The organism is Pectobacterium aroidearum (assembly GCF_015689195.1).
GTDB classification, from domain to species: domain Bacteria; phylum Pseudomonadota; class Gammaproteobacteria; order Enterobacterales; family Enterobacteriaceae; genus Pectobacterium; species Pectobacterium aroidearum.
The window spans coordinates 2,876,462-2,895,619 of record NZ_CP065044.1; the positions used below are offsets into that span (position 1 = coordinate 2,876,462).

At 54.0% G+C, this 19,158-nt stretch carries 17 protein-coding genes, 1 tRNA gene and 1 riboswitch; of the genes, 11 read left to right on the plus strand and 7 right to left on the minus strand.

Going from position 1 to position 19,158, the window contains the following annotated elements:
- Positions 1 to 21: 21 nt before the first annotated feature.
- Together I2D83_RS12835 and I2D83_RS12840 are read right to left on the minus strand one after the other, a co-directional pair.
- Positions 22 to 1,080, minus strand: coding sequence for a putative urea ABC transporter substrate-binding protein (locus I2D83_RS12835; RefSeq protein WP_205946642.1), 1,059 nt, complete (start codon positions 1,078 to 1,080; stop codon positions 22 to 24).
- Between the two features lie 59 nt (positions 1,081 to 1,139).
- A riboswitch (guanidine-I (ykkC/yxkD leader) is annotated at positions 1,140 to 1,241 on the minus strand.
- A gap of 194 nt (positions 1,242 to 1,435) precedes the next feature.
- Positions 1,436 to 1,849 carry a MarR family winged helix-turn-helix transcriptional regulator gene (locus I2D83_RS12840; RefSeq protein ID WP_205946643.1) on the minus strand — a complete coding sequence of 138 codons (414 nt, stop codon included), beginning with the start codon at positions 1,847 to 1,849 and terminating at the stop codon, positions 1,436 to 1,438.
- Between the two features lie 81 nt (positions 1,850 to 1,930).
- Here I2D83_RS12840 and I2D83_RS12845 point away from each other — a divergent pair, with 81 nt between their 5' ends.
- Positions 1,931 to 2,194: a DUF3861 domain-containing protein gene (locus I2D83_RS12845; protein ID WP_181828748.1), complete on the plus strand. Its 264-nt coding sequence runs from the start codon at positions 1,931 to 1,933 to the stop codon at positions 2,192 to 2,194.
- A gap of 74 nt (positions 2,195 to 2,268) precedes the next feature.
- On the opposite strand, the gene katG is transcribed toward I2D83_RS12845, so the two are convergent.
- Together katG and I2D83_RS12855 are read right to left on the minus strand one after the other, a co-directional pair.
- On the minus strand, positions 2,269 to 4,443 hold the full coding sequence (gene katG / locus I2D83_RS12850) for a catalase/peroxidase HPI (protein WP_180777968.1): 2,175 nt from the start codon (positions 4,441 to 4,443) through the stop codon (positions 2,269 to 2,271).
- Positions 4,444 to 4,746: 303 nt separating this feature from the next.
- Positions 4,747 to 6,012 carry a metallophosphoesterase gene (locus I2D83_RS12855; RefSeq protein ID WP_205946644.1) on the minus strand — a complete coding sequence of 422 codons (1,266 nt, stop codon included), beginning with the start codon at positions 6,010 to 6,012 and terminating at the stop codon, positions 4,747 to 4,749.
- A gap of 79 nt (positions 6,013 to 6,091) precedes the next feature.
- On the opposite strand from I2D83_RS12855, the gene I2D83_RS12860 reads away from it, so the two are divergent.
- Positions 6,092 to 6,865 (plus strand): DeoR/GlpR family DNA-binding transcription regulator, encoded by a 774-nt coding sequence (locus tag I2D83_RS12860; protein ID WP_015840617.1) that lies wholly within the window; start codon positions 6,092 to 6,094, stop codon positions 6,863 to 6,865.
- 47 nt (positions 6,866 to 6,912) lie between these two features.
- Here the strand turns inward: I2D83_RS12860 and I2D83_RS12865 are convergent, their stop codons facing one another.
- On the minus strand, positions 6,913 to 7,704 hold the full coding sequence (locus I2D83_RS12865) for an HAD-IIB family hydrolase (protein WP_205946645.1): 792 nt from the start codon (positions 7,702 to 7,704) through the stop codon (positions 6,913 to 6,915).
- 607 nt (positions 7,705 to 8,311) lie between these two features.
- On the opposite strand from I2D83_RS12865, the gene I2D83_RS12870 reads away from it, so the two are divergent.
- Both I2D83_RS12870 and I2D83_RS12875 read left to right on the plus strand, forming a co-directional pair.
- Positions 8,312 to 9,607 (plus strand): cation:dicarboxylate symporter family transporter, encoded by a 1,296-nt coding sequence (locus I2D83_RS12870; protein WP_205946646.1) that lies wholly within the window; start codon positions 8,312 to 8,314, stop codon positions 9,605 to 9,607.
- A 244-nt stretch (positions 9,608 to 9,851) separates the two neighbouring features.
- Positions 9,852 to 9,928, plus strand: a tRNA-Val gene (locus I2D83_RS12875).
- Positions 9,929 to 10,286: 358 nt separating this feature from the next.
- Here I2D83_RS12875 and narP read toward each other — a convergent pair.
- Together narP and narQ are read right to left on the minus strand one after the other, a co-directional pair.
- A complete protein-coding gene (gene narP / locus I2D83_RS12880) occupies positions 10,287 to 10,919 on the minus strand; it encodes a nitrate/nitrite response regulator protein NarP (RefSeq protein ID WP_015840619.1) in 633 nt (210 codons plus the stop codon).
- A gap of 97 nt (positions 10,920 to 11,016) precedes the next feature.
- A complete protein-coding gene (gene narQ, locus I2D83_RS12885) occupies positions 11,017 to 12,735 on the minus strand; it encodes a nitrate/nitrite two-component system sensor histidine kinase NarQ (RefSeq protein WP_205948184.1) in 1,719 nt (572 codons plus the stop codon).
- Positions 12,736 to 12,986: 251 nt separating this feature from the next.
- Between narQ and napF the strand changes: the two genes are divergently transcribed.
- Genes napF through napC form a run of 7 tightly spaced genes read left to right on the plus strand, consistent with a single transcriptional unit; the run spans position 12,987 to position 18,916 of the window.
- Positions 12,987 to 13,523 (plus strand): ferredoxin-type protein NapF, encoded by a 537-nt coding sequence (napF, locus tag I2D83_RS12890; protein ID WP_205946647.1) that lies wholly within the window; start codon positions 12,987 to 12,989, stop codon positions 13,521 to 13,523.
- Complete coding sequence (gene napD, locus I2D83_RS12895) at positions 13,520 to 13,840, plus strand: chaperone NapD (RefSeq protein WP_194430342.1); 321 nt, start codon at positions 13,520 to 13,522, stop codon at positions 13,838 to 13,840. The genes napF and napD overlap by 4 nt, the downstream gene beginning before the upstream one ends.
- Positions 13,837 to 16,323, plus strand: a complete 2,487-nt coding sequence (gene napA, locus I2D83_RS12900; protein WP_205946648.1) for a nitrate reductase catalytic subunit NapA — start codon at positions 13,837 to 13,839, stop codon at positions 16,321 to 16,323. Before napD ends, napA begins: the two co-directional genes overlap by 4 nt.
- A gap of 5 nt (positions 16,324 to 16,328) precedes the next feature.
- Entirely contained in the window at positions 16,329 to 17,021 is a 693-nt protein-coding gene (napG, locus tag I2D83_RS12905) for a ferredoxin-type protein NapG (protein WP_205946649.1), read from the plus strand.
- Positions 17,008 to 17,871: a quinol dehydrogenase ferredoxin subunit NapH gene (napH, locus tag I2D83_RS12910; RefSeq protein WP_181848485.1), complete on the plus strand. Its 864-nt coding sequence runs from the start codon at positions 17,008 to 17,010 to the stop codon at positions 17,869 to 17,871. The genes napG and napH overlap by 14 nt, the downstream gene beginning before the upstream one ends.
- Complete coding sequence (gene napB, locus I2D83_RS12915) at positions 17,868 to 18,305, plus strand: nitrate reductase cytochrome c-type subunit (protein ID WP_015840627.1); 438 nt, start codon at positions 17,868 to 17,870, stop codon at positions 18,303 to 18,305. The genes napH and napB overlap by 4 nt, the downstream gene beginning before the upstream one ends.
- 8 nt (positions 18,306 to 18,313) lie before the next feature.
- Positions 18,314 to 18,916, plus strand: a complete 603-nt coding sequence (napC, locus tag I2D83_RS12920; protein WP_015840628.1) for a cytochrome c-type protein NapC — start codon at positions 18,314 to 18,316, stop codon at positions 18,914 to 18,916.
- Positions 18,917 to 19,158: the final 242 nt, after the last annotated feature.

The following is a 19,158-nucleotide window of genomic DNA, read 5'->3' on the forward strand; positions in this document are numbered from 1 at the left end:
TAGTCTCTCCAGTCTGTGGGATCAGAGTTTGTGCTCTGCGGCCAGACGCACGAAAGTGTCGTCAAAGCGCAGTTTCACATTGGCACGGTCACCCTGTGTGACCTGTCCGGGGAATGTCATGCCGATAAAATCGGCACTCTGTGCGCCTGCACCGAGCAGCCCTTTATCGAAGGAGAAATCCGCGACGCGCTTCATGGTGTTAGGAAGATCCGAACTGGTCAGAAACGCCAGATTGTCCTGCGCGGAATAAAACAGATGGGTGGTTTTTAACTGGGCCTGATAGCCAGCCAAGTCGGTGCCGGAAGCAGCAGCCATTGACTCCAGCGCCGGTTTATCGCCCGCTTTCATTAGCGCCATCATTTCAAACCAGGCACCAGCCAGCGCTTTGCCCAACACCGGATTGTCCTGTAGCGTCTGCGTGTTCACGACCATCATGTCGATCAGCTCGCCGGGGATCTGACCGGACTGAAAGACTTCCGTGGTGTCCGGCTGGCTTTTGATTGCAGAAAGCTGCGGGTTCCAGGCGACAGCCGCCTGCACGCTGCGGGTAGCAAAGGCGGCGACAATATCGGCGTCCGACGTGTTGACGACCGTGACATCCCGTTCTCTCAAGCCAGCGGTTTCCAGACCGCGCACCAGCAGGTAATGCGAGACCGAGAGTTCAGGCAGGTTGACCTTCATCCCACGCAAATCGCTCAACGTTTTCCCTTTGCCTTTGAGCACAATACCGTCGTTGCCTGCGGAGAAACTGCCGAGCAGCAGCGCCGTGGTATCCACACCGCCCGCGGCTGGAATAGTCAGCGCATCCATGTTGGTCATCGTACAACCGTCAAATTGTCCGGCGGTGTATTGGTTGATCGACTCGACGTAGTCGTTGAGCTGGGTGACCTTAATCTTGATGCCGTATTTGTCGGCCCATTTATCGATAATGCCCTGCGTGCCGATGAACCCCCACGGCATCCATCCGGCATAGATAGTCCAGCACACATTGAATTGCGTTTTAGGCGCCGCCTGAGAAGGGAAGCTCAGCAAGGCTGAGAGACTGAGGACGCAAACGCCCAGTAAACGAGATAGGTTCATGCCAGACCTCCGGTTGAGTAGGAAAAAAGCGGGAACAGCGCGACACCATGGGTGTTGCTGTCTCCCGGGCTTTTGTCCCGCCGTGTAACCTCAACTGGAGGTCGCCAGCTCTCGGACCAGACATCCATATTGCATGGATCGGAACCCTAGCCAGCTATTCAGGTTGTTCAGCGCCCTATGTGGTGCTGTCCCGAATAGAGAAGAGCAAAATGCGTGCCAGCACCGAAAATGCCGGTACTGCGGTGGTTTATAGGGAGAATGATAGGGAGAAGTGCGCCGCTCTCGCGCCATCTCGGTGCAGTAGCACAGCGAGTGCGCTTCACAGCAGTGCAGTGAGGGTTAGCGGGCGTGGGGCTTAGCGTGCAGAACGGTTCTCCGCTATTTTTTCCAGCAGCGCGCTGAACGTGGCCTGTTCCTCAGGTGACAGTACCTGAAGCATCTGCGCCTCAATCTGTTTTTCCTGATGCAGAAAAACCTGCGTAAACGCGACGCCCTTCTCGGACAGACTGAGCCACACGCTGCGGCCATCATCCGGGTTATCGATCTTGCGGACATAATCGCGTTTGACCAGCTCCGCCACCATGCGGGTGATCTGCGCCTTATCTCGCCCCACCGTTTTCGCCAGCAACTGAGGCGTAATGCGCCCTTCCATCGCGATGATCTTACATAGCCGGATGTGCACCACATCCAGACTAATGTCGTGTGCTTTCATTTGTTCCTGCATCTGTGCCTTATAGCTTTCCAGTAAGGCAAAAAGAGCTTTCATCATGTTTTATTGACTCAGTCAACCAATGATCATATAGTTGATTTTATCAACTATCTATCATGAGTTCAATTTACCGAGGCTACGATGGGAAACGTCTACCAGATTACGGTGGAAGAAAAAGCAGAGCCGCAGCGCACGCTGTCGTTTGAATACTCGATTCACGATGACCTTTTCAAGATACTGGAAAAAGTTGATGGCAAGATGGACATGACGCCAGAACAGACTCAGGCCTTTATCGTCGGTTTGAAACTCTTCAGCGAAGTCATGATGCAGCAAAGAAAACACCCGCTGTTTAAGGAATTTGCCGCCCCGTTCAAAGAATTTATGCTGAACCTCAAAAAGCAGTGATCCACAACGGGGCCGCAGTGAAAATGCAGCTCCCCGCGCAGCATGAACAGCAGTACGGGGAGCCTTACCTCTTGTTACTCTGCCAGATCGAAGCGATCCGCATTCATCACTTTCACCCAGGCAGCAACAAAGTCATTCACAAACTTCTCTTTGTTGTCGTCCTGTGCATAAACCTCGGCGTAAGAACGCAGAATGGAGTTGGACCCAAAGACCAGATCCAGACGCGTCGCCGTCCATTTAACTTCACCCGTTTTACGATCGCGGATTTCATACAGGTCTTTACGGTATGGCTTCCACGTGTATTTCATGTCGGTCAGGTTGGCGAAGAAATCATTCGTCAGCGCCCCTTCACGATCGGTAAATACACCGTGCTTCGTGCCGCCGTAGTTGGTTCCCAACACACGCAGCCCGCCAACCAGCACCGTCATCTCTTTCGCCGTTAACCCCATCAGCTGAGTGCGATCGAGCATCAGCTCTTCCGGGCTCACGGCATAATCTTTCTTCAGCCAGTTGCGGTAGCCATCGTGGATCGGTTCAAGAACGTCGAAAGACTCCACATCGGTCAGGGCATCGGTGGTGTCGCCGCGTCCCGGCGCAAATGGCACGGTGATATTCACGCCCGCTGCCTTCGCCGCTTTCTCAATCCCGACATTACCCGCCAGCACAATGGTATCGGCCACGCTGGCCCCGGTTGCGGCCGCAATACTTTCCAGTACGACCAGCACTCGCGCCAGACGCTCCGGTTCGTTCCCTACCCAATCTTTCTGCGGGGCGAGACGAATCCGCGCACCGTTAGCACCGCCGCGCATATCAGAACCACGGAACGTGCGAGCGCTATCCCATGCGGTGGCTACCAGCTCACTAATGGACAGGCTACTTTCTGCAATGCGTGCTTTGACAACATCGACATCATAGTCGGTACGGCCTGCCGGAACCGGATCCTGCCACAGTAAATCTTCCTGCGGTACATCCGGGCCGAGGTAGCGCGTTTTCGGCCCCATATCGCGGTGCGTCAGTTTGAACCACGCGCGGGCAAACACTTCGGAGAAGTAAGCCTGATCCTGATAGAAGCGCTCGGAAATCTTGCGATATTCAGGGTCAACTTTCAGCGCCATATCAGCATCGGTCATCATCGGGTTGTAACGGATAGACGGATCTTCAACGTCCACCGGTTTGTCTTCTTCTTTAATGAAGACAGGTTCCCACTGCCATGCCCCCGCCGGGCTCTTTTTCAGTTCCCACTCGTGATTCAGCAGCATATGGAAGAAGCCGTTATCCCACTGCGTCGGATGCGTTGTCCAGGCACCTTCCAGCCCGCTGGTGACGGTGTAGCGTCCTTTGCCCGACCCTGTCGGGTTATGCCAGCCCAGACCCTGTTCACCCACATCCGTTCCTTCTGGCGCCTTACCCAGCAGGCTGGCATCGCCATTGCCGTGGGTTTTGCCTACCGTGTGTCCACCCGCCGTCAGGGCAACGGTTTCTTCATCATTCATCGCCATGCGGGAGAACGTCACGCGCATATCCTGTGCGGTACGCAGCGGATCGGGATTGCCGTCGACGCCTTCCGGGTTAACGTAAATCAGCCCCATCTGTACAGCAGCCAGCGGGTTTTCCAGCGTGGTACGATCGTCGCTGCCGTAGCGCCCGGTGCTTTTCGCCAGCCACTCTTTTTCGGAACCCCAATAGATGTCTTTTTCCGGGTGCCAGATATCTTCACGCCCAAAGGCGAAACCGAATGTTTTCAGCCCCATAGATTCGTACGCGATATTACCCGCCAGAATAATCAGATCCGCCCAGCTGAGTTTATTGCCGTATTTTTTCTTGATTGGCCACAGTAAACGACGCGCTTTATCAAGGCTGACGTTATCCGGCCAGGAGTTGAGTGGTGCAAAACGCTGGTTACCCGTTCCGCCGCCGCCGCGACCGTCGGCTGTACGGTAAGTCCCCGCCGAGTGCCAGGCCATACGAATCATCAGCCCGCCGTAGTGACCCCAGTCCGCCGGCCACCACTCCTGACTGTCAGTCATCAGTGCATGCAGGTCTTTCTTGAGGGCATCGACATCGAGGGTTTTGAGAGCGTCGCGGTAGCTGAAATCGCTGCCTAACGGGTTGGTCTTGGTATCATGCTGATGAAGAATGTCGAGATTGAGGGCATTTGGCCACCAGTCCGTGTTTGATGAGCCAGTAGCCGTATTTCCGCCGTGCATAACCGGACACTTGCCGGCTGGTTTCGTTTTATTCTCGTCCATCATTATCTCCCAGTATGTTGCATTGCCTTAATCGCTGCGCAAGAAGGTGGGTCGTCCTCCGATAACCTTACGGAGACTTCACCTATTCCCTCTTCTTGATGCAAGACAGTGCCAGAGTCTCCCTATAATTTATAATTGTATATGCTAACTTCTGCGATAGTTTAAGCTGATGAAAAGCGGCTCAATCGCACATTTTTCCTATCTGCATCAATAATCTTGCCGATAGCACAGTTTGCGATAATGAGCCGTCTTATCATTATGACAGTCTCTTTGAGGAAGCCGCTGACGCTATTCCCAAAAAACCTACAGCGAAGACGAACGGAGTATGAACTGGGTAATTTCGGCGCGTTTCCCTAAGCGGATCGGAAAGCCATTCCACAGCCCCGCACCATTGCTCACGTACAGATGCATGCCATCCACGTCATAGCTGCCTGACACATAGCCTTCATTCGCCAGCTGTGTCACCCAGTGCATGCCCAGCACCTGACCACCGTGCGTATGGCCGGAGAGCTGTAAATCCGCCCCGGCACGCGCATTTTCTTTCGCCCCCGTTGGCCGATGGCTAAGCAGAACAACGGCGCTATCTGGCGATACCCCGTTGAGCGCAGCGCCCGTATCCGGCAGCGGCTGTTGAAAATCGGCGGCAGTACGATCGGTGATGCCAGCCAGTACAAACGTGGCATTATCGCGACCGATCGACACATGTTCATTGAGCAACAGGCGCAAACCCAGCGCGTTCAGCCGCTGCACCCATTGTGTATATTCCACGTAATATTCATGGTTGCCCACGATGGCAAACACGCCGTGTGGCGCAGTCAGGTTACGCAACGGCTCCATATCCTCATGGCGAGCGCTCACGGTGCCATCGGCCAGATCGCCAGTAATCACCGTCAGATCGGGCTTAAGTGCATTGGTTTGGGCTACCACCGTCGCTATCCACGGGCGCTGTAACAGACGACTGGCATGTAAATCGGTTAGCTGCACCAGCCGGAAACCATCCAATTCGGGTGGCAGTTGCTTCAGTTTAACTTCTACCGTACGAACCTCAGGAACACGCACCGCCTCCCACACGCCGATAGCCGCCAGACCCATCGCCACAACAGCAATGCCGCCACGCAGCGCCATATTGTTCAGCAGAACATTCCCCGCCGAACGGAATAAAAAACGACTCGCTACGCCAAGAAGATCGATAGCCAACAGCAGAAATGCGGTTATCAACAGCGCGCCAAACGCCCAGCCCAGAAACATCAGGACAAACGCGGGCACTTCCGGCGACGCCATCGTGCCAAAAAACGTGCGCGTAATCAGATGATGCTGTGACGCCAGCAGCACTAGCACCGCCAGTATGCATTTTACGGACATACTGACACGCAAGCGCCAGACCAGACGCCAGATAACATAGAGGGCGATAAGCCCGGTAATGATATGAAACACGGATGTTTTTCTCTCTTTATCGGTGATATCGGTATAGTAACGCGTAAATTTTACACTATGACGCACACATTGCAGAGCAACGCGGCAGAGAGGTTGTGTTGCTGGAAGGGGCGGATTAACATGGCGCGATTCCATGCGTTACACAGCCCAGACAAAAGTGGCACCTGCTCGCTGACAGCAGGTGATGCATGATAGTGATTAACAAAGGACATTTATGTTCGATTACACCGACTTTCCCGAACAGCGGCAAGCCAAAATCCGGCAAATCCTCAGCGAGGAAGGCAAAGTCGTCTGCACGCAGCTCTCACGTGAATTGAACGTATCCGAGCACACCATACGGCGCGACCTGAAGGAGCTGGCGCAATCCGGTGCCTGTAAGCGCGTCTACGGTGGTGCGGTCATCATGCCCCCAGAAGCCATCGATTTTGCCAGCCGAGCGAGTATCGATGCCGTCCAGAAAGATCGTATCGCTCAGGCCGTTATCCCGCTGATAAAACCTAACAGTTGCGTCTTCTTTGACACTGGCACCACCAATCTGGCCGTGGCGAAGCAGCTTCCGCTGGGCCTGAAATTTACCGCCGTGTGTAATTCGCCCATTATCGCGACAGAACTGATGCAACATCAGGATGTAGAAGTGATTTTTCTTGGCGGACGAATCCAGAAAGAAGTCGGCGGCGCAATTGGTATCGATACGCTCAGACAGCTAGAGAAGATGTATTTCGATCAATGCCTGCTGGGGGGCTGTGCCTTTGACGCCAATGAAGGATTGACCGTTTTTGAATATGACGATGCAGAATTCAAAAAGTGTCTGGTCACCCGCAGCAGCGAAGTGATCGTCGCGCTGACCGCTAATAAGATCTCCGCTTTGGCGCGCTATCGCGTCGCTGGGTGTGAGGATATTACCGCGCTGGTGACCGATGATGAAATCGCCCCTGCCTGTCAGGACGCATTAAGCGAAAAAAACCTGGATCTGATTATTGCCAGATAACACGACGGTAGCCTCAATGGCTGCCGGTTTGCTTCCTGTGCTTCAATTCATGAAAGCAGCAGCTTTATCGTGTTGAGAACCCCATCCTCGTCATTGCTACGGGCAACAAAGTTCGCTGCGGCTTTGGTTTCCTCAAACGCGTTGTGCATCGCAAAGCTGTAAGCCCCGCGGCTCATTAACTCAATATCATTGTAGCCGTCGCCAAACACCATCGTTTCCTCTGCCGTCACCGCCAGTTTGTCCTGAAGGATGTCTACGGTATGCCCTTTGTGTACGCCGACATTAGCAATATCGATCCAAGCCGCTTCAGAGACCACGATATAGACATGATCGTGAAACGCATCGAGATACTTCGCCGTCTCATGACAGTGCCCTTCCGGGTCATAAACCGTGATTTTCACAAAGTCATCGGTGACGGCAGCAAAGCTGGAGATCAGCGTCACGTTGGTGTACGACTTCTTTACCTTTTCCAGTAAAGCCGGGTCGATCGTTTCCCTGACCATCGCACCATGTGGGGTACAACCGATGACCACGTATCGGTCATCCACACTTTCCAGCACGCCAATCAGACTCAAGGCCAGACGGTTTTTGATAAGCGATTGGTAAACGTAATCTCCCCGATATTTGATGCGCGTCGCGCTATCTCCCAGAATCCAGATGTCTTTTGCAGCATCACCAAAAAGCGCTTCGACCCGCTCGCACTGCTTACCCGTACAGGCGGCAAACTGCACGCCCTTATCTTTCATTAACGCATAAACCTCAGCAAACAGAGTCCTGTTGTAATCGCCATCGCTGTGAAGAAACGTGCCGTCCAGATCGGTAATTACCAACTTGATCATTCCACTCCCCCTTTCAGATTTTACGTATACAGATAGCCGTGAGTCAGGCTGTCATAGCCTGTCTGAACAAAGAAAATATCGCTTTGTGCGGCGAGTTAGATAGCTGACGCGGTGATTCGACGCCAATGCTCGATTAGGCTCGATAATGAGTTAGATATACGCAAAAGAGCACATAAAACACAACAACAACCCATTTACGCCAGATTCATTGAGGTATCACGCGAGGGCTAGCATAGCACTTATTGATAATGCGCAACAAGAATCAAAAACAATCATAAGTGAGCAAAGAAAGAGTTAAAGCAGTGGCAGAACCGTCAATGATCTCTGCAACACTTAAATATCCAACCGAGATCATGTTATTCACATTTCATTAGACCCCACCGTTGACAACGTCACTGCTACGCCATATTCATATGTACGGACAAGTTGAAATGTCCGTACATATGAATATGGCAGTGGCTACGACACATGACTCATCACGCGGGTTGTATCGCTAAAAATAAAAAAATCTTGTTAGTTCATGTCGTTAGGGACATTCACTGCATGATGGCGAGTTTTGCTGGTTCAGCCTTTATCCGTACTGTTCAACCTACAAGAGATCAACACTATGTCGACAAAAACACCTGTCTGGAAAGGTCTGACATTTCAGGTTCTGGCAGCGATGGCCCTGGGCATTGCCCTCGGTTTTGCCGCACCGGAATTGGCCGCAAAGTTTAAAATCCTCGGCGACATCTTTCTAAAACTCATCAAAACCGCCGTCGCACCGCTCATCTTTTTTACGGTGGTACACGGCATCGCCTCCGCAGGGGATATCAAGAAAGTGGGAAAAATCGGCGTGCGTGCGCTGATCTATTTTGAGCTGGTGTCAACCTTCGCACTCGCACTCGGTCTCGGCTGGGCAAACATCATTGATATCGGTTCAGGCATTCATGCCGGGAGTATCAGTCAGACAGCTACCGCTGCCGTTGACTCTGCGATAGCAAAAGGCCACATGCCTACCACCACCATGGATTTTATCTACGGTATTTTCCCCGATAACTTCATCGGCGCCTTCGCTGGTGGGCAGCTCTTACAAGTACTGGTGGTTTCACTGATTTTTGGGTTCGCGTTACTCGCACTCCCCCATGAAAAACGCAGCGTAATTGAAAATGGCATGAACCGCATCTCGGAATGCTTCTTCGAGTTCATCAACTTAATCATGAAATTAGCCCCGATTGGTGCTTTCGGTTCTGTGGCGTATGCCGTAGGAAGTAACGGCAGTAGCGTGCTGCTTTCGTTACTGAATCTGGTATTGATGTTTTATGCCGCCGTCGCCTTTTTCATCATTGTTATCCTGGGCGCTATCTGCCGATTTGCCGGGTTTAGCCTGACTCGCTTTCTTAAATACATCCGCGATGAGATCGTCATCGTGCTGGGTACGGCCTCGTCCGAAAGTGCCTTACCTCGGCTGTTACAGAAACTGGAACGTTTTGGTTGTTCACGCCAAAGCGTGGGGCTGATTCTCCCGACAGGCTATGCATTTAACCTCGACGGAACCAGTATTTACATGTCGATGTGTACGCTGTTTATCGCCAATGCCTATGGCGTCGACCTGAGCTGGCAACAGCAGATGGGCATCTTGCTCATCATGCTGGTGACATCAAAAGGCGCCGCAGCCGTCTCTGGTGGCAGCTTCGTGGTGTTCGCGGCAACGGTGGCAACAGTGGGTAATCTGCCGATAGAAGGACTGGCGTTAATTTTCGGTGTCTATCGCTTTATGTCTATGGCGATTGCGCTGTGCAATACCATCGGAAACAGCGTGGCCACCATCGTCGTTGCAAAATGGTGCGGTGAATATTCACCTCAGCCTGACAATGCACTGGACAGCACACCCCTTACTCAGGAAACCCGCCCCGCTCGCTAATCGCAAGCCAAACGCGGCAAAAACGGAGCATTACAGATATCAGCCAGGACGACTCACAGGGATTCTGGCTGAATAATTAACCTCAGGACGCAAATCCGGCTAAACATTCGACACTTGAAAGAAGATGATAAACAAAGCGCTTGCCACCAGCGTCGGAGCCGTCCATAATAGCGCCCATTCCAAACGCTGGAATGAAGAAAAGCATTCTAATCAAAACGTTACTGATTAAGATGTTATCTCCTGTACGACCGTAGCTCAGTTGGTTAGAGCACCACCTTGACATGGTGGGGGTCGGTGGTTCGAGTCCACTCGGTCGTACCAATTCATGTTCTATAAATATTACCCTACGCCCGTAGGTTAATGAATGTGAGTTGAAATTCCCCTTACTCGTATCCTGTTAGTCTCGCAAAACCTAATTCAATCCCGACGTTTTTCCCGTTGTACATTCTGATTAATTCAAATTCAGGTTACTGCGATAAATCGCGCTGGCTAAAACCCTTCTTCTTTTGGGCTCGATTCGTAAAAAAGCATTCGTCATTTATGCTCAAAGAATACCGGCCTATCATGGGACGATGAATCAAAGGAGTTACTGGCCTCGACAGTACGCCTATTGACGAACTGGTTACAAACGCCAAGGCAGACTAAAAAATCATCTCATCTACCAGACAACAACGCGGCCCTACTGGCCGCGCGTTTCCAGATACAGCACCGTGGCAGCGACGCGGGAGCGTACGTTGAGTTTGCGCAGCATGTTGCGAATATGCACTTTTACCGTCTCTTCTGAGATATACAACACTGCGGCGATTTGCTTGTTGGATAATCCTGACGCCACTTCCTGCAGCACATCCAGTTCGCGCTCCGTCAATACGGTAAAAGGCGACGGTGTTTCCTGTATGGCGATACGGTGACGTAGCACGTCCCTGACTTGATCGCTGAAAGCATCACTGCTGCGAATGGCATCCAGTAAGTGTTCTGGGGCGCTGTCCTTAAGCAGATAGCCATCGGCCCCCGCGTCCATCAGCGCATAAATATCGCTGGGCGCATCGGAGACCGTCAGCACAATCACACGGGCACAAATCCCATCGCGCCGCAGCGCGTGGAGCGTATCCAGCCCGCTCAATCCTTTCATGTTGAGATCGAGCAAGATGATATCGGGAGAATCCCGGTTCGCGAGGCTCAGCGCCTCCATGCCGTTACTGGCTTCCCCTATCACGTCAAAGATGGCATCGGTCGCCAGTAGCTGACGGATTCCCCGGCGCATAAGCGGATGATCGTCGACGATCAACACACGATAAGATGGTTTTTCTGACATGCCCAGCCCCAATGTAATATGGATCTTATTATTTTATTTATGATTATGATCTATGATTTATCGCCGTCATACTTCAAGCGACCTGCTTCCACTCGACTTATTCCGGGTAGAGAGTGTTCGTGTTATCGCGTTCACGCGCTGCCGTCGGCGTCGAGAAACAGACGCTAACCTGCGTTCCCCCTTCAGGGTGAAGGCCGATAGATAACTTTCCGCCTAACCGTTCGGCACGCTCCTGCATAATATTTAAACCGTAGTGCCCTGCGGGTTCCTCCTGATTGATAATGCCACAGCCGTTATCACGAATATCAACACAATGACGGCCATCAGGCTGTGTCCGACAGTTGACGGTAATCGCCGTCGCCTGCGCGTGTTTAATGGCATTCAGCACCGCTTCACGGATGATTTGTAGCAAGTGAACCTGCTGTGATGCATCCAGCGCTTGCGTAGGAATCCGGCAATCAATCGTGATTGCCGCCGAAGTCTGCGCGCGCAGCGGCGCGATCATTTCCTGCATCGCCGCAGGCAAATCGGCCTGTTGCAGCGTCAGTCGGAACGTACCCAGCAGTTCCCGCAGTTGGCGATAAGCATCACTGAGCGCCTGTTCAAAATCGGTGATGATCTGCCGGGCCTGCGCATTTTCTTCCGCGACCGCACGCTTTAACAACGTCATCTGGATATTCAGATAAGAAAGCACCTGAGCCAATGAGTCATGCAGTTCACGCGCGATGGTGGCGCGTTCCTCCATCAGTAATAGCTGCTGGTAATGCTTCTGCGCCTGATTAAAATAGAGGCCGCGACCTAGCATATTAGCAACGCTTTCCATCAACTGCGCCGACGGTTGCTGCGTTGATGCCTGCCAGCGCAGTTGACCAAACTCAACCTCTTGCAAACGGATGGGCAAGGTCTGCCACGCAGCCTGCTCATCCGGTTGGCCTTCACATAACCGCCAGTTCTCTCCTACCCGCATTTCCAGACAGCCGACCGTTTCATAGCGGCGAACAATTTGCAGAATCTGCTGGAAGCAATGTCTGTCGATGGTGCTGACATTCATCGCCTGAGAGCAGTTGTACAGCACCTTCAGCATGCGGTTCACTTCCTGCAAGCGCAGCGTTTTCTGCCGTACCTTGTCTTCCAGAGAACGATAAAGTTTTTGCAGTTCATCAGTCATACTACTGAAGGTTTGCGCCAGTAAGCCCAGTTCGTTAGGCAAATTGACGTCCAGCCGCGAATGGGTAAAACGCCCCTTTTCAATAGACGCACAGGCCGCCATCAGCTTATTCAACGGCACGACCACCTGACGACGGATGCGACGCAGCGTAAAGAAGATCAGTATATAGATAGTGATCGAACCAATTATTGATGTCACAACAACTATCATCATCTTGCGTTCGGAATAGTGCTGCAACGCCAGCACAAAGAGATCGATCTGCGTGACATAGCGAACAATGTTGTCCTGATACCACGCCCGATCCCCCGCGCTCAGGCGCTCATCCATCGTTTTCCAGCTTTGCAACAGCGCAGCGTAGCGATCGCGCACATCGCGCGGCACATACCAGCGATCCAACAGGTGAAAAACCGGGGAATCCAGCGTTTGCGCATAAAGGCGGCGATGTGATGCTAATTCTGCGCGATCGCCCTGCAAGTCATATCCCATACGATAGCTTTGCATACGCATGGAGCCAGCAACGTTGATCGCTTCTGCATCGCGTAAACCACTGGCCAGCGTTAGTAGTGCAATGCCGGTCGTCAGGAATGAAAGCAGCGCGATATAAAAAAACGCGCGAGCCAGGCTGGTAGAAACAGGACGTTTAACCATCACAACGAGCAATCCCCTTTAACGTCATACCTACTCTAAATAAGTAGAGCAGCGTCTCAGCGCCACTATCGCGATCCCCATCCAAACAGGCAAGCCAATGAGACGCGAATCCCACATAAGCTTGATCCGGCACCACCATTTACCTCTAAAGGGTGATTATCGCATACAGCCTAAGAGGAATAGTGTAACCCCTACAAAAACAGCGTGTTTCTTATTGGATATTTCATTGCGTGCCAGAGCGACAAACTGCCATGACTAACTTTTCCCGACGTTCCCTACTGACTGGTGGCCTACAGCGGGCAGACAACGCGTTGCGTCCGCCGTGGAGCGGCGTAGAAAGTCGGTTTCTGAGCCAGTGCATACGCTGCAACGCCTGCATTGATGCCTGCGATTCGGGGATCATTCAGCGCGGCTCGGGCGGTTTTCCCACCATCGATTTTCAGCACGGCGAATGCACGTTCTGCTACGACTGCGCGCGTGCCTGTCCACAAGCGCTGTTCGCGGAGAGCCACACCACGCCGTGGGAATACCACCTGACACTTCAGGACGCCTGTTTGTCGCTGCATCAGGTGGAATGCCGCAGCTGTCAGGATGCGTGTGAAACCGGGGCGATACGGTTTCGTCCCGCCATTGGGCGCGTTGCCGCACCGTCAATCGACGACGATGCCTGTACCACCTGTGGCGCCTGTATTTCCGGGTGCCCTGTCGGCGCTATATCGATGAAAAAGATCACTGCGGGACATCACCCCGCACCAACGCGTCTCCTGACGCAACAGGAAAACCGATGAGCACAGTCTGGCATGTTTGCAGTGTAGTGGTTCACGTGAATACGGCACAGATGGCGGCCGTGGGCGAGGTGTTAGCGACGCTGCCCAATGTCGAGGTGGGTGCCAGCGATAGCGATACCGGAAAAATGGCCGTGGTGCTGGAGTCAGATTCAGAAGACGCACTGTTAAAACAAATAGCGTCAATACGCGAACTTACAGGCGTACTGGCGGTTTCGCTGGTTTATCACCAGCTTGATGAACAGTCTTTTGATGAACAGTCTTTTACTTTCGATGAACAACCTCTTGATCAACAAGCTCAGGGTGAGGAAATACCATGAAACTCAGTCGACGACACTTTATGAAGGCGAACGCTGTCGCAGCGGCCGCTGCGGTCGCGGGCATCACCATTCCTATCGCGGTCCGCGCCGCGACCGAGCAGTCAGAAGCCATCCACTGGGATAAAGCACCCTGCCGTTTCTGTGGCGTAGGGTGTGGTGTGCTGGTCGGGACGCAAAACGGCCGCATCGTCGCCAGTCAGGGCGATCCTGACGCGCCGGTTAACCGTGGTTTAAACTGCATCAAGGGCTATTTCCTGCCAAAAATCATGTACGGACAGGATCGCCTGACACAGCCCTTGCTGCGGATGCGTGACGGCAAGTTCGATAAAGAAGGCGAATTTACCCCGATCTCCTGGGACAAGGCCTTTGACATCATGGCGGAGAAATTCAAAACCGCCCTGAAAGAAAAAGGTCCGAACGCAATAGGGATGTTTGGCTCTGGACAATCGACGATTTGGGAAGGCTATGCGGCCGCCAAATTGTTCAAAGCCGGTTTCCGCTCCAACAATATTGACCCCAACGCGCGCCACTGTATGGCATCGGCGGTCGTGGGCTTTATGCGTACCTTCGGTATGGATGAACCGATGGGCTGCTACGACGATATCGAGCAGACCGATGCGTTTGTACTGTGGGGCTCCAATATGGCGGAGATGCACCCGATTCTCTGGTCGCGCATCACCGACCGCCGCCTGTCGAACAGCAATGTTACCGTCGCCGTGCTATCCACCTATCAGCACCGCAGTTTTGAGCTGGCGGATAACGGTATGGTGTTTACGCCGCAAACCGATCTGGCCATTCTCAACTACATCGCTAACTACATTATTCAAAACAATGCGGTGAACGAGGCCTTCTTTACCCGCCACGTGAACCTGCGCAGAGGCGTGACCGATATCGGCTACGGACTGCGTCCGACGCACCCACTGGAGAAAGCGGCGAAAAATCCCGGCTCCGACGCGTCCGAACCCATGAGTTTTGAAGAATATAAAACCTTTGTCGCCGACTACACGCTGGAAAAAACAGTCGCCATCAGCGGCGTCCCTGCCGACCAGTTGGAAGCGCTGGCAAAACTCTACGCCGATCCGAAGAAGAAGGTGATCTCCTACTGGACGATGGGCTTTAACCAGCACACACGCGGCGTCTGGGCGAACAATCTGGTTTATAACATCCACCTGTTGACGGGCAAGATCTCCCAACCTGGCTGCGGGCCGTTCTCGTTAACTGGTCAACCTTCTGCCTGCGGTACTGCACGTGAGGTCGGCACCTTCGCCCACCGTTTGCCTGCGGACATGGTGGTAACCAACGAGAAACACCGCGCGATAGCGGAAAAACTGTGGCAGTTACCGACCGGTACCATTCCTGAAAAGATCGGTCTGCACGCTGTCGCACAAGACAGGGCGCTGAAAGACGGCACGCTGAATGCCTATTGGGTGATGTGTAACAACAACATGCAGGCTGGCCCGAACATCAATCAGGAGCGTATGCCAGGCTGGCGCGACCCACGCAACTTTATCGTCGTTTCCGATCCCTACCCGACCGTCAGCGCGCTGGCTGCCGATCTGATTTTGCCGACCGCAATGTGGGTGGAAAAAGAAGGCGCTTACGGCAACGCCGAGCGCCGGACACAGTTCTGGCGTCAGCAGGTGAAAGCACCGGGCGAATCAAAATCGGATCTGTGGCAGGTCGTGAGCTTTGCCAAGCGCTTCACCGTAGAAGAAGTCTGGCCGGAAGCACTTCTGGCGCAGAAACCGGCCTATCGCGGCAAGACGCTCTACGACGTGCTGTTTGCGAATGATGTCACCACGCGCTTCCCACTCAGTGAATTAGCGGAAAATCAGCTGAACGACGAATCCCGAGACTTCGGTTTTTATCTGCAAAAAGGCCTGTTTGAAGAATACGCCGCGTTTGGCCGTGGGCACGGTCACGATCTGGCGCCATTCGATGACTACCACAAAGCTCGTGGGCTACGCTGGCCAGTGGTTAACGGTAAGGAAACGCAGTGGCGCTATAGCGAAGGGCACGATCCTTACGTCAAAGCGGGAGAAGCCTACCGTTTTTACGGTAAACCGGATGGCAAGGCGGTGATTTTCGCACTGCCATACGAACCTGCCGCCGAAGCGCCGGACGACGAGTACGATCTCTGGCTCTCCACTGGCCGCGTGCTGGAGCATTGGCACACCGGCAGCATGACGCGCCGCGTACCGGAACTGCACCGCGCCTTCCCCGAGGCCGTGTTGTTTATCCACCCACAGGATGCCAAAGCGCGCGACCTGCGTCGCGGTGAGAAAGTGCGCATTATTTCGCGCCGTGGTGAAGTCGTCTCCGTGGTTGAAACGCGCGGCCGTAATAAACCACCGCGTGGACTGGTGTATATGCCGTTCTTCGACGCCGCGCAGATGACTAACGTCCTGACGCTGGATGCCACCGATCCGCTGTCGAAAGAAACGGACTTTAAGAAATGCGCCGTCAAGCTGGCTAAGGTGTAGCGCGCATGGCACGCCCGGAACATTCATCACCCGCTCGCCGTCGCTTTCTGCGTGACGCCGTCCGTGCCGTTGCGGGTTTATCCGCCGCGGTCACGATACTCGGCATTCAGCAGCGACGCGCTCAGGCCGACGCGATCCGGCTACGGCCACCGGGTGCGCTGTCGGAAGCGGCGTTTTCCGGTGCCTGCATCCGCTGTGGCCAATGTGTTCAGGCCTGCCCGTACGACACACTGAAACTGGCAACGCTGGTCTCCGGTCCCGCCGCCGGAAGCCCTTACTTTGTCGCACGCGATATCCCGTGCGAGATGTGTGAGGACATCCCCTGCGTCGTCGCCTGCCCCAGCGGCGCCTTACAGCCGCTGGACACCATCGATGACGCCCGCATGGGATTAGCGGTGCTGCTCGACCAGGAGAACTGCCTGAACTATCAGGGGTTACGTTGCGATGTGTGCTATCGCGTCTGTCCCCTCATCGATAGCGCCATCACGCTGGAGCCGGAGCGCAATGCCCGAACCGGAAAACACGCCCGTTTTCTGCCTACGGTGCATAGCGATGTCTGTACCGGCTGCGGCAAATGTGAAAAAGCCTGCGTACTGGAACAGCCTGCGATCAAGGTCTTGCCGCGCGCGCTGGCAAAAGGCGAACTCGGACACCACTACCGTTTCAGTTGGCTGGAGGCACGCAATGGCAAATCGTAAGCAGGACGCCGGACGAGAAGCCCGAGCGAAAAAAGGCTGGTGGCGTAGCCACCGCTGGCTGGTATTGCGCCGTCTGACGCAATCTCTGGTGCTGCTCATGTTCCTTAGCGGCCCGCTGCTAGGGTTCTGGATCCTGCGCGGTAACTACAGCGCCAGTCGTTTACTCGACACAGTACCACTTAGCGATCCGCTGATGGTGCTGCAAAGTCTGGCCAGTGGTCATCTGCCCGCCACGCTTGCGCTGATTGGTGCACTGATTATCGCGCTGGGCTATGCGCTGGCAGGCAAGCGCCTGTTCTGTAGCTGGGTCTGCCCGGTTAATCCGCTCACCGATTTAGCTGCCTGGCTACGTCGTCGTTTCGGCATCACTGCCTCGGCGACGATCCCTCGTAATCTGCGCTATCTGCTGCTGATGCTTATTCTGGCAGGAAGCGCACTGACGGGCGGGCTGCTGTGGGAATGGGTCAACCCGGTTTCACTGATGGGTCGCGGGCTGATTTTCGGGTTTGGTGCAGGTATCTGGCTGCTGCTGGCGCTATTTCTGTTTGATTTGTGGGTCGTGGAGCACGGCTGGTGCGGACACCTATGCCCAACCGGCGCGCTGTATGGTGCGCTTGGCGGTAAAGGCGCGCTGGCTGTGGATGCCACTGAGCGTGAACGCTGTACGCGCTGTATGGACTGCTTTCATGTCTGTCCAGAGCCACAGGTGTTGCGCGCCCCTTTACTCGATAAACACAGTCCGGCACAGGTTACTGACCGAGACTGCATAACATGCGGACGTTGTATTGATGTCTGCGCTGAAGACGTTTTTAAAATAACCCTTAGATGGAAATCGGGAGCAAAGTCATGAAAAGCCTGAGAATGGGATGGTTTCGCTGGATCACCGCCCTGGCGATACTGGGCAGTGCGATAGCCACTGCACAGGTCGATTTAAGCCAATCGCCGGAAGTCGCCGCGACACAGCCGGGAAATAGCCGGATGCCGAAGCAGCAGGAGCGTATGGCACTCAACTATGTCAACCAGCCACCGATGATCCCGCATAGCGTGGATGGCTATCAGGTCACCCCGACCTTTAACCGCTGCCTTCAGTGTCACGGCGTGGAGAACTACCGTTCCACCAGCGCCCCCCGCGTCAGCCCAACCCACTTTGTCGACAGAGACGGTAAAGTGCTGAGCAATGTCGCCCCTGCCCGTCATTTCTGCCTGCAATGCCACGTGCCGCAAGCGGATAGTTCACCGATCACCGGTAACACGTTCACCCCTTCTAAAGGCTTTGGACAGTGAGGTTTGCTATGAAACAGCCAGGAAAAGTGGGACGGTTGTTGCGCCAGCTATGGCAATGGTGGCGCCGCCCGAGTCGGCTGGCGCTGGGAACATTGCTCATTATCGGCTTCGCAGGCGGTATTTTCTTTCTGGCGACGTCCCAGAAAGGCATGGAAATGAGCAACAGCGAAGCGTTCTGCATCAGCTGTCATGAAATGCGTAATACAGTCTATCAGGAATATATGGAAACCGCGCACTACAGCAACCGCAGCGGCGTACGCGCCACCTGTCCCGATTGCCACGTTCCGCATGAGTTTGTGCCGAAAATGGTACGTAAGATTCAGGCCAGTAAAGAGCTGTACGGCAAAATAATGGGCACGATTGATACGCCACAAAAATTTGAAGCACACCGGCTGACGATGGCGCAGAACGAATGGCGGCGCATGAAAAACAACAATTCTCAGGAATGCCGCAACTGCCACAACTTTGACTATATGGACTTCTCAGGGCAAAAAACAGTCGCGGCGGAAAAACACAGCGAAGCGATAAAACTCGGTCAAACCTGTATCGACTGCCATAAAGGCATCGCCCACAAACTGCCGGACATGCACGGCGTCAAAAGCGGGTTATAACCCCCCTTCGTAACACCCGGGACGGCGTATGCCGTCCTATCGTTGCTGACAAAGTCCGTAGAGCGGTAGTAACGTATTCTTGTAAGTACCGTGAGGGTTTCGTGCGCAGTAAGCCACGTGATTTTCTGCAACTCGCGTCGCATGCGCCCGACGCGGGGCGGCTCAATTGCCGTCGCCCCGCGCCCCCTGGCTTTTCGCGGGGAATTACGCCGCTCCGCGGTGCCTTCGGCGTTCGTATCCGC

Excerpts from the sequence above, each read along its gene's own strand:
- I2D83_RS12835 (WP_205946642.1), bottom strand. The coding sequence starts at position 1,080 with ATGAACCTATCTCGTTTACTGGGCGTTTGCGTCCTCAGTCTCTCAGCC.
- I2D83_RS12840 (WP_205946643.1), bottom strand. The coding sequence starts at position 1,849 with ATGATGAAAGCTCTTTTTGCCTTACTGGAAAGCTATAAGGCACAGATG.
- I2D83_RS12845 (WP_181828748.1), top strand. The coding sequence starts at position 1,931 with ATGGGAAACGTCTACCAGATTACGGTGGAAGAAAAAGCAGAGCCGCAG.
- katG (WP_180777968.1), bottom strand. The coding sequence starts at position 4,443 with ATGGACGAGAATAAAACGAAACCAGCCGGCAAGTGTCCGGTTATGCAC.
- I2D83_RS12855 (WP_205946644.1), bottom strand. The coding sequence starts at position 6,012 with ATGGAATCGCGCCATGTTAATCCGCCCCTTCCAGCAACACAACCTCTC.
- I2D83_RS12860 (WP_015840617.1), top strand. The coding sequence starts at position 6,092 with ATGTTCGATTACACCGACTTTCCCGAACAGCGGCAAGCCAAAATCCGG.
- I2D83_RS12865 (WP_205946645.1), bottom strand. The coding sequence starts at position 7,704 with ATGATCAAGTTGGTAATTACCGATCTGGACGGCACGTTTCTTCACAGC.
- I2D83_RS12870 (WP_205946646.1), top strand. The coding sequence starts at position 8,312 with ATGTCGACAAAAACACCTGTCTGGAAAGGTCTGACATTTCAGGTTCTG.
- narP (WP_015840619.1), bottom strand. The coding sequence starts at position 10,919 with ATGTCAGAAAAACCATCTTATCGTGTGTTGATCGTCGACGATCATCCG.
- narQ (WP_205948184.1), bottom strand. The coding sequence starts at position 12,735 with ATGGTTAAACGTCCTGTTTCTACCAGCCTGGCTCGCGCGTTTTTTTAT.
- napF (WP_205946647.1), top strand. The coding sequence starts at position 12,987 with ATGACTAACTTTTCCCGACGTTCCCTACTGACTGGTGGCCTACAGCGG.
- napD (WP_194430342.1), top strand. The coding sequence starts at position 13,520 with ATGAGCACAGTCTGGCATGTTTGCAGTGTAGTGGTTCACGTGAATACG.
- napA (WP_205946648.1), top strand. The coding sequence starts at position 13,837 with ATGAAACTCAGTCGACGACACTTTATGAAGGCGAACGCTGTCGCAGCG.
- napG (WP_205946649.1), top strand. The coding sequence starts at position 16,329 with ATGGCACGCCCGGAACATTCATCACCCGCTCGCCGTCGCTTTCTGCGT.
- napH (WP_181848485.1), top strand. The coding sequence starts at position 17,008 with ATGGCAAATCGTAAGCAGGACGCCGGACGAGAAGCCCGAGCGAAAAAA.
- napB (WP_015840627.1), top strand. The coding sequence starts at position 17,868 with ATGAAAAGCCTGAGAATGGGATGGTTTCGCTGGATCACCGCCCTGGCG.
- napC (WP_015840628.1), top strand. The coding sequence starts at position 18,314 with ATGAAACAGCCAGGAAAAGTGGGACGGTTGTTGCGCCAGCTATGGCAA.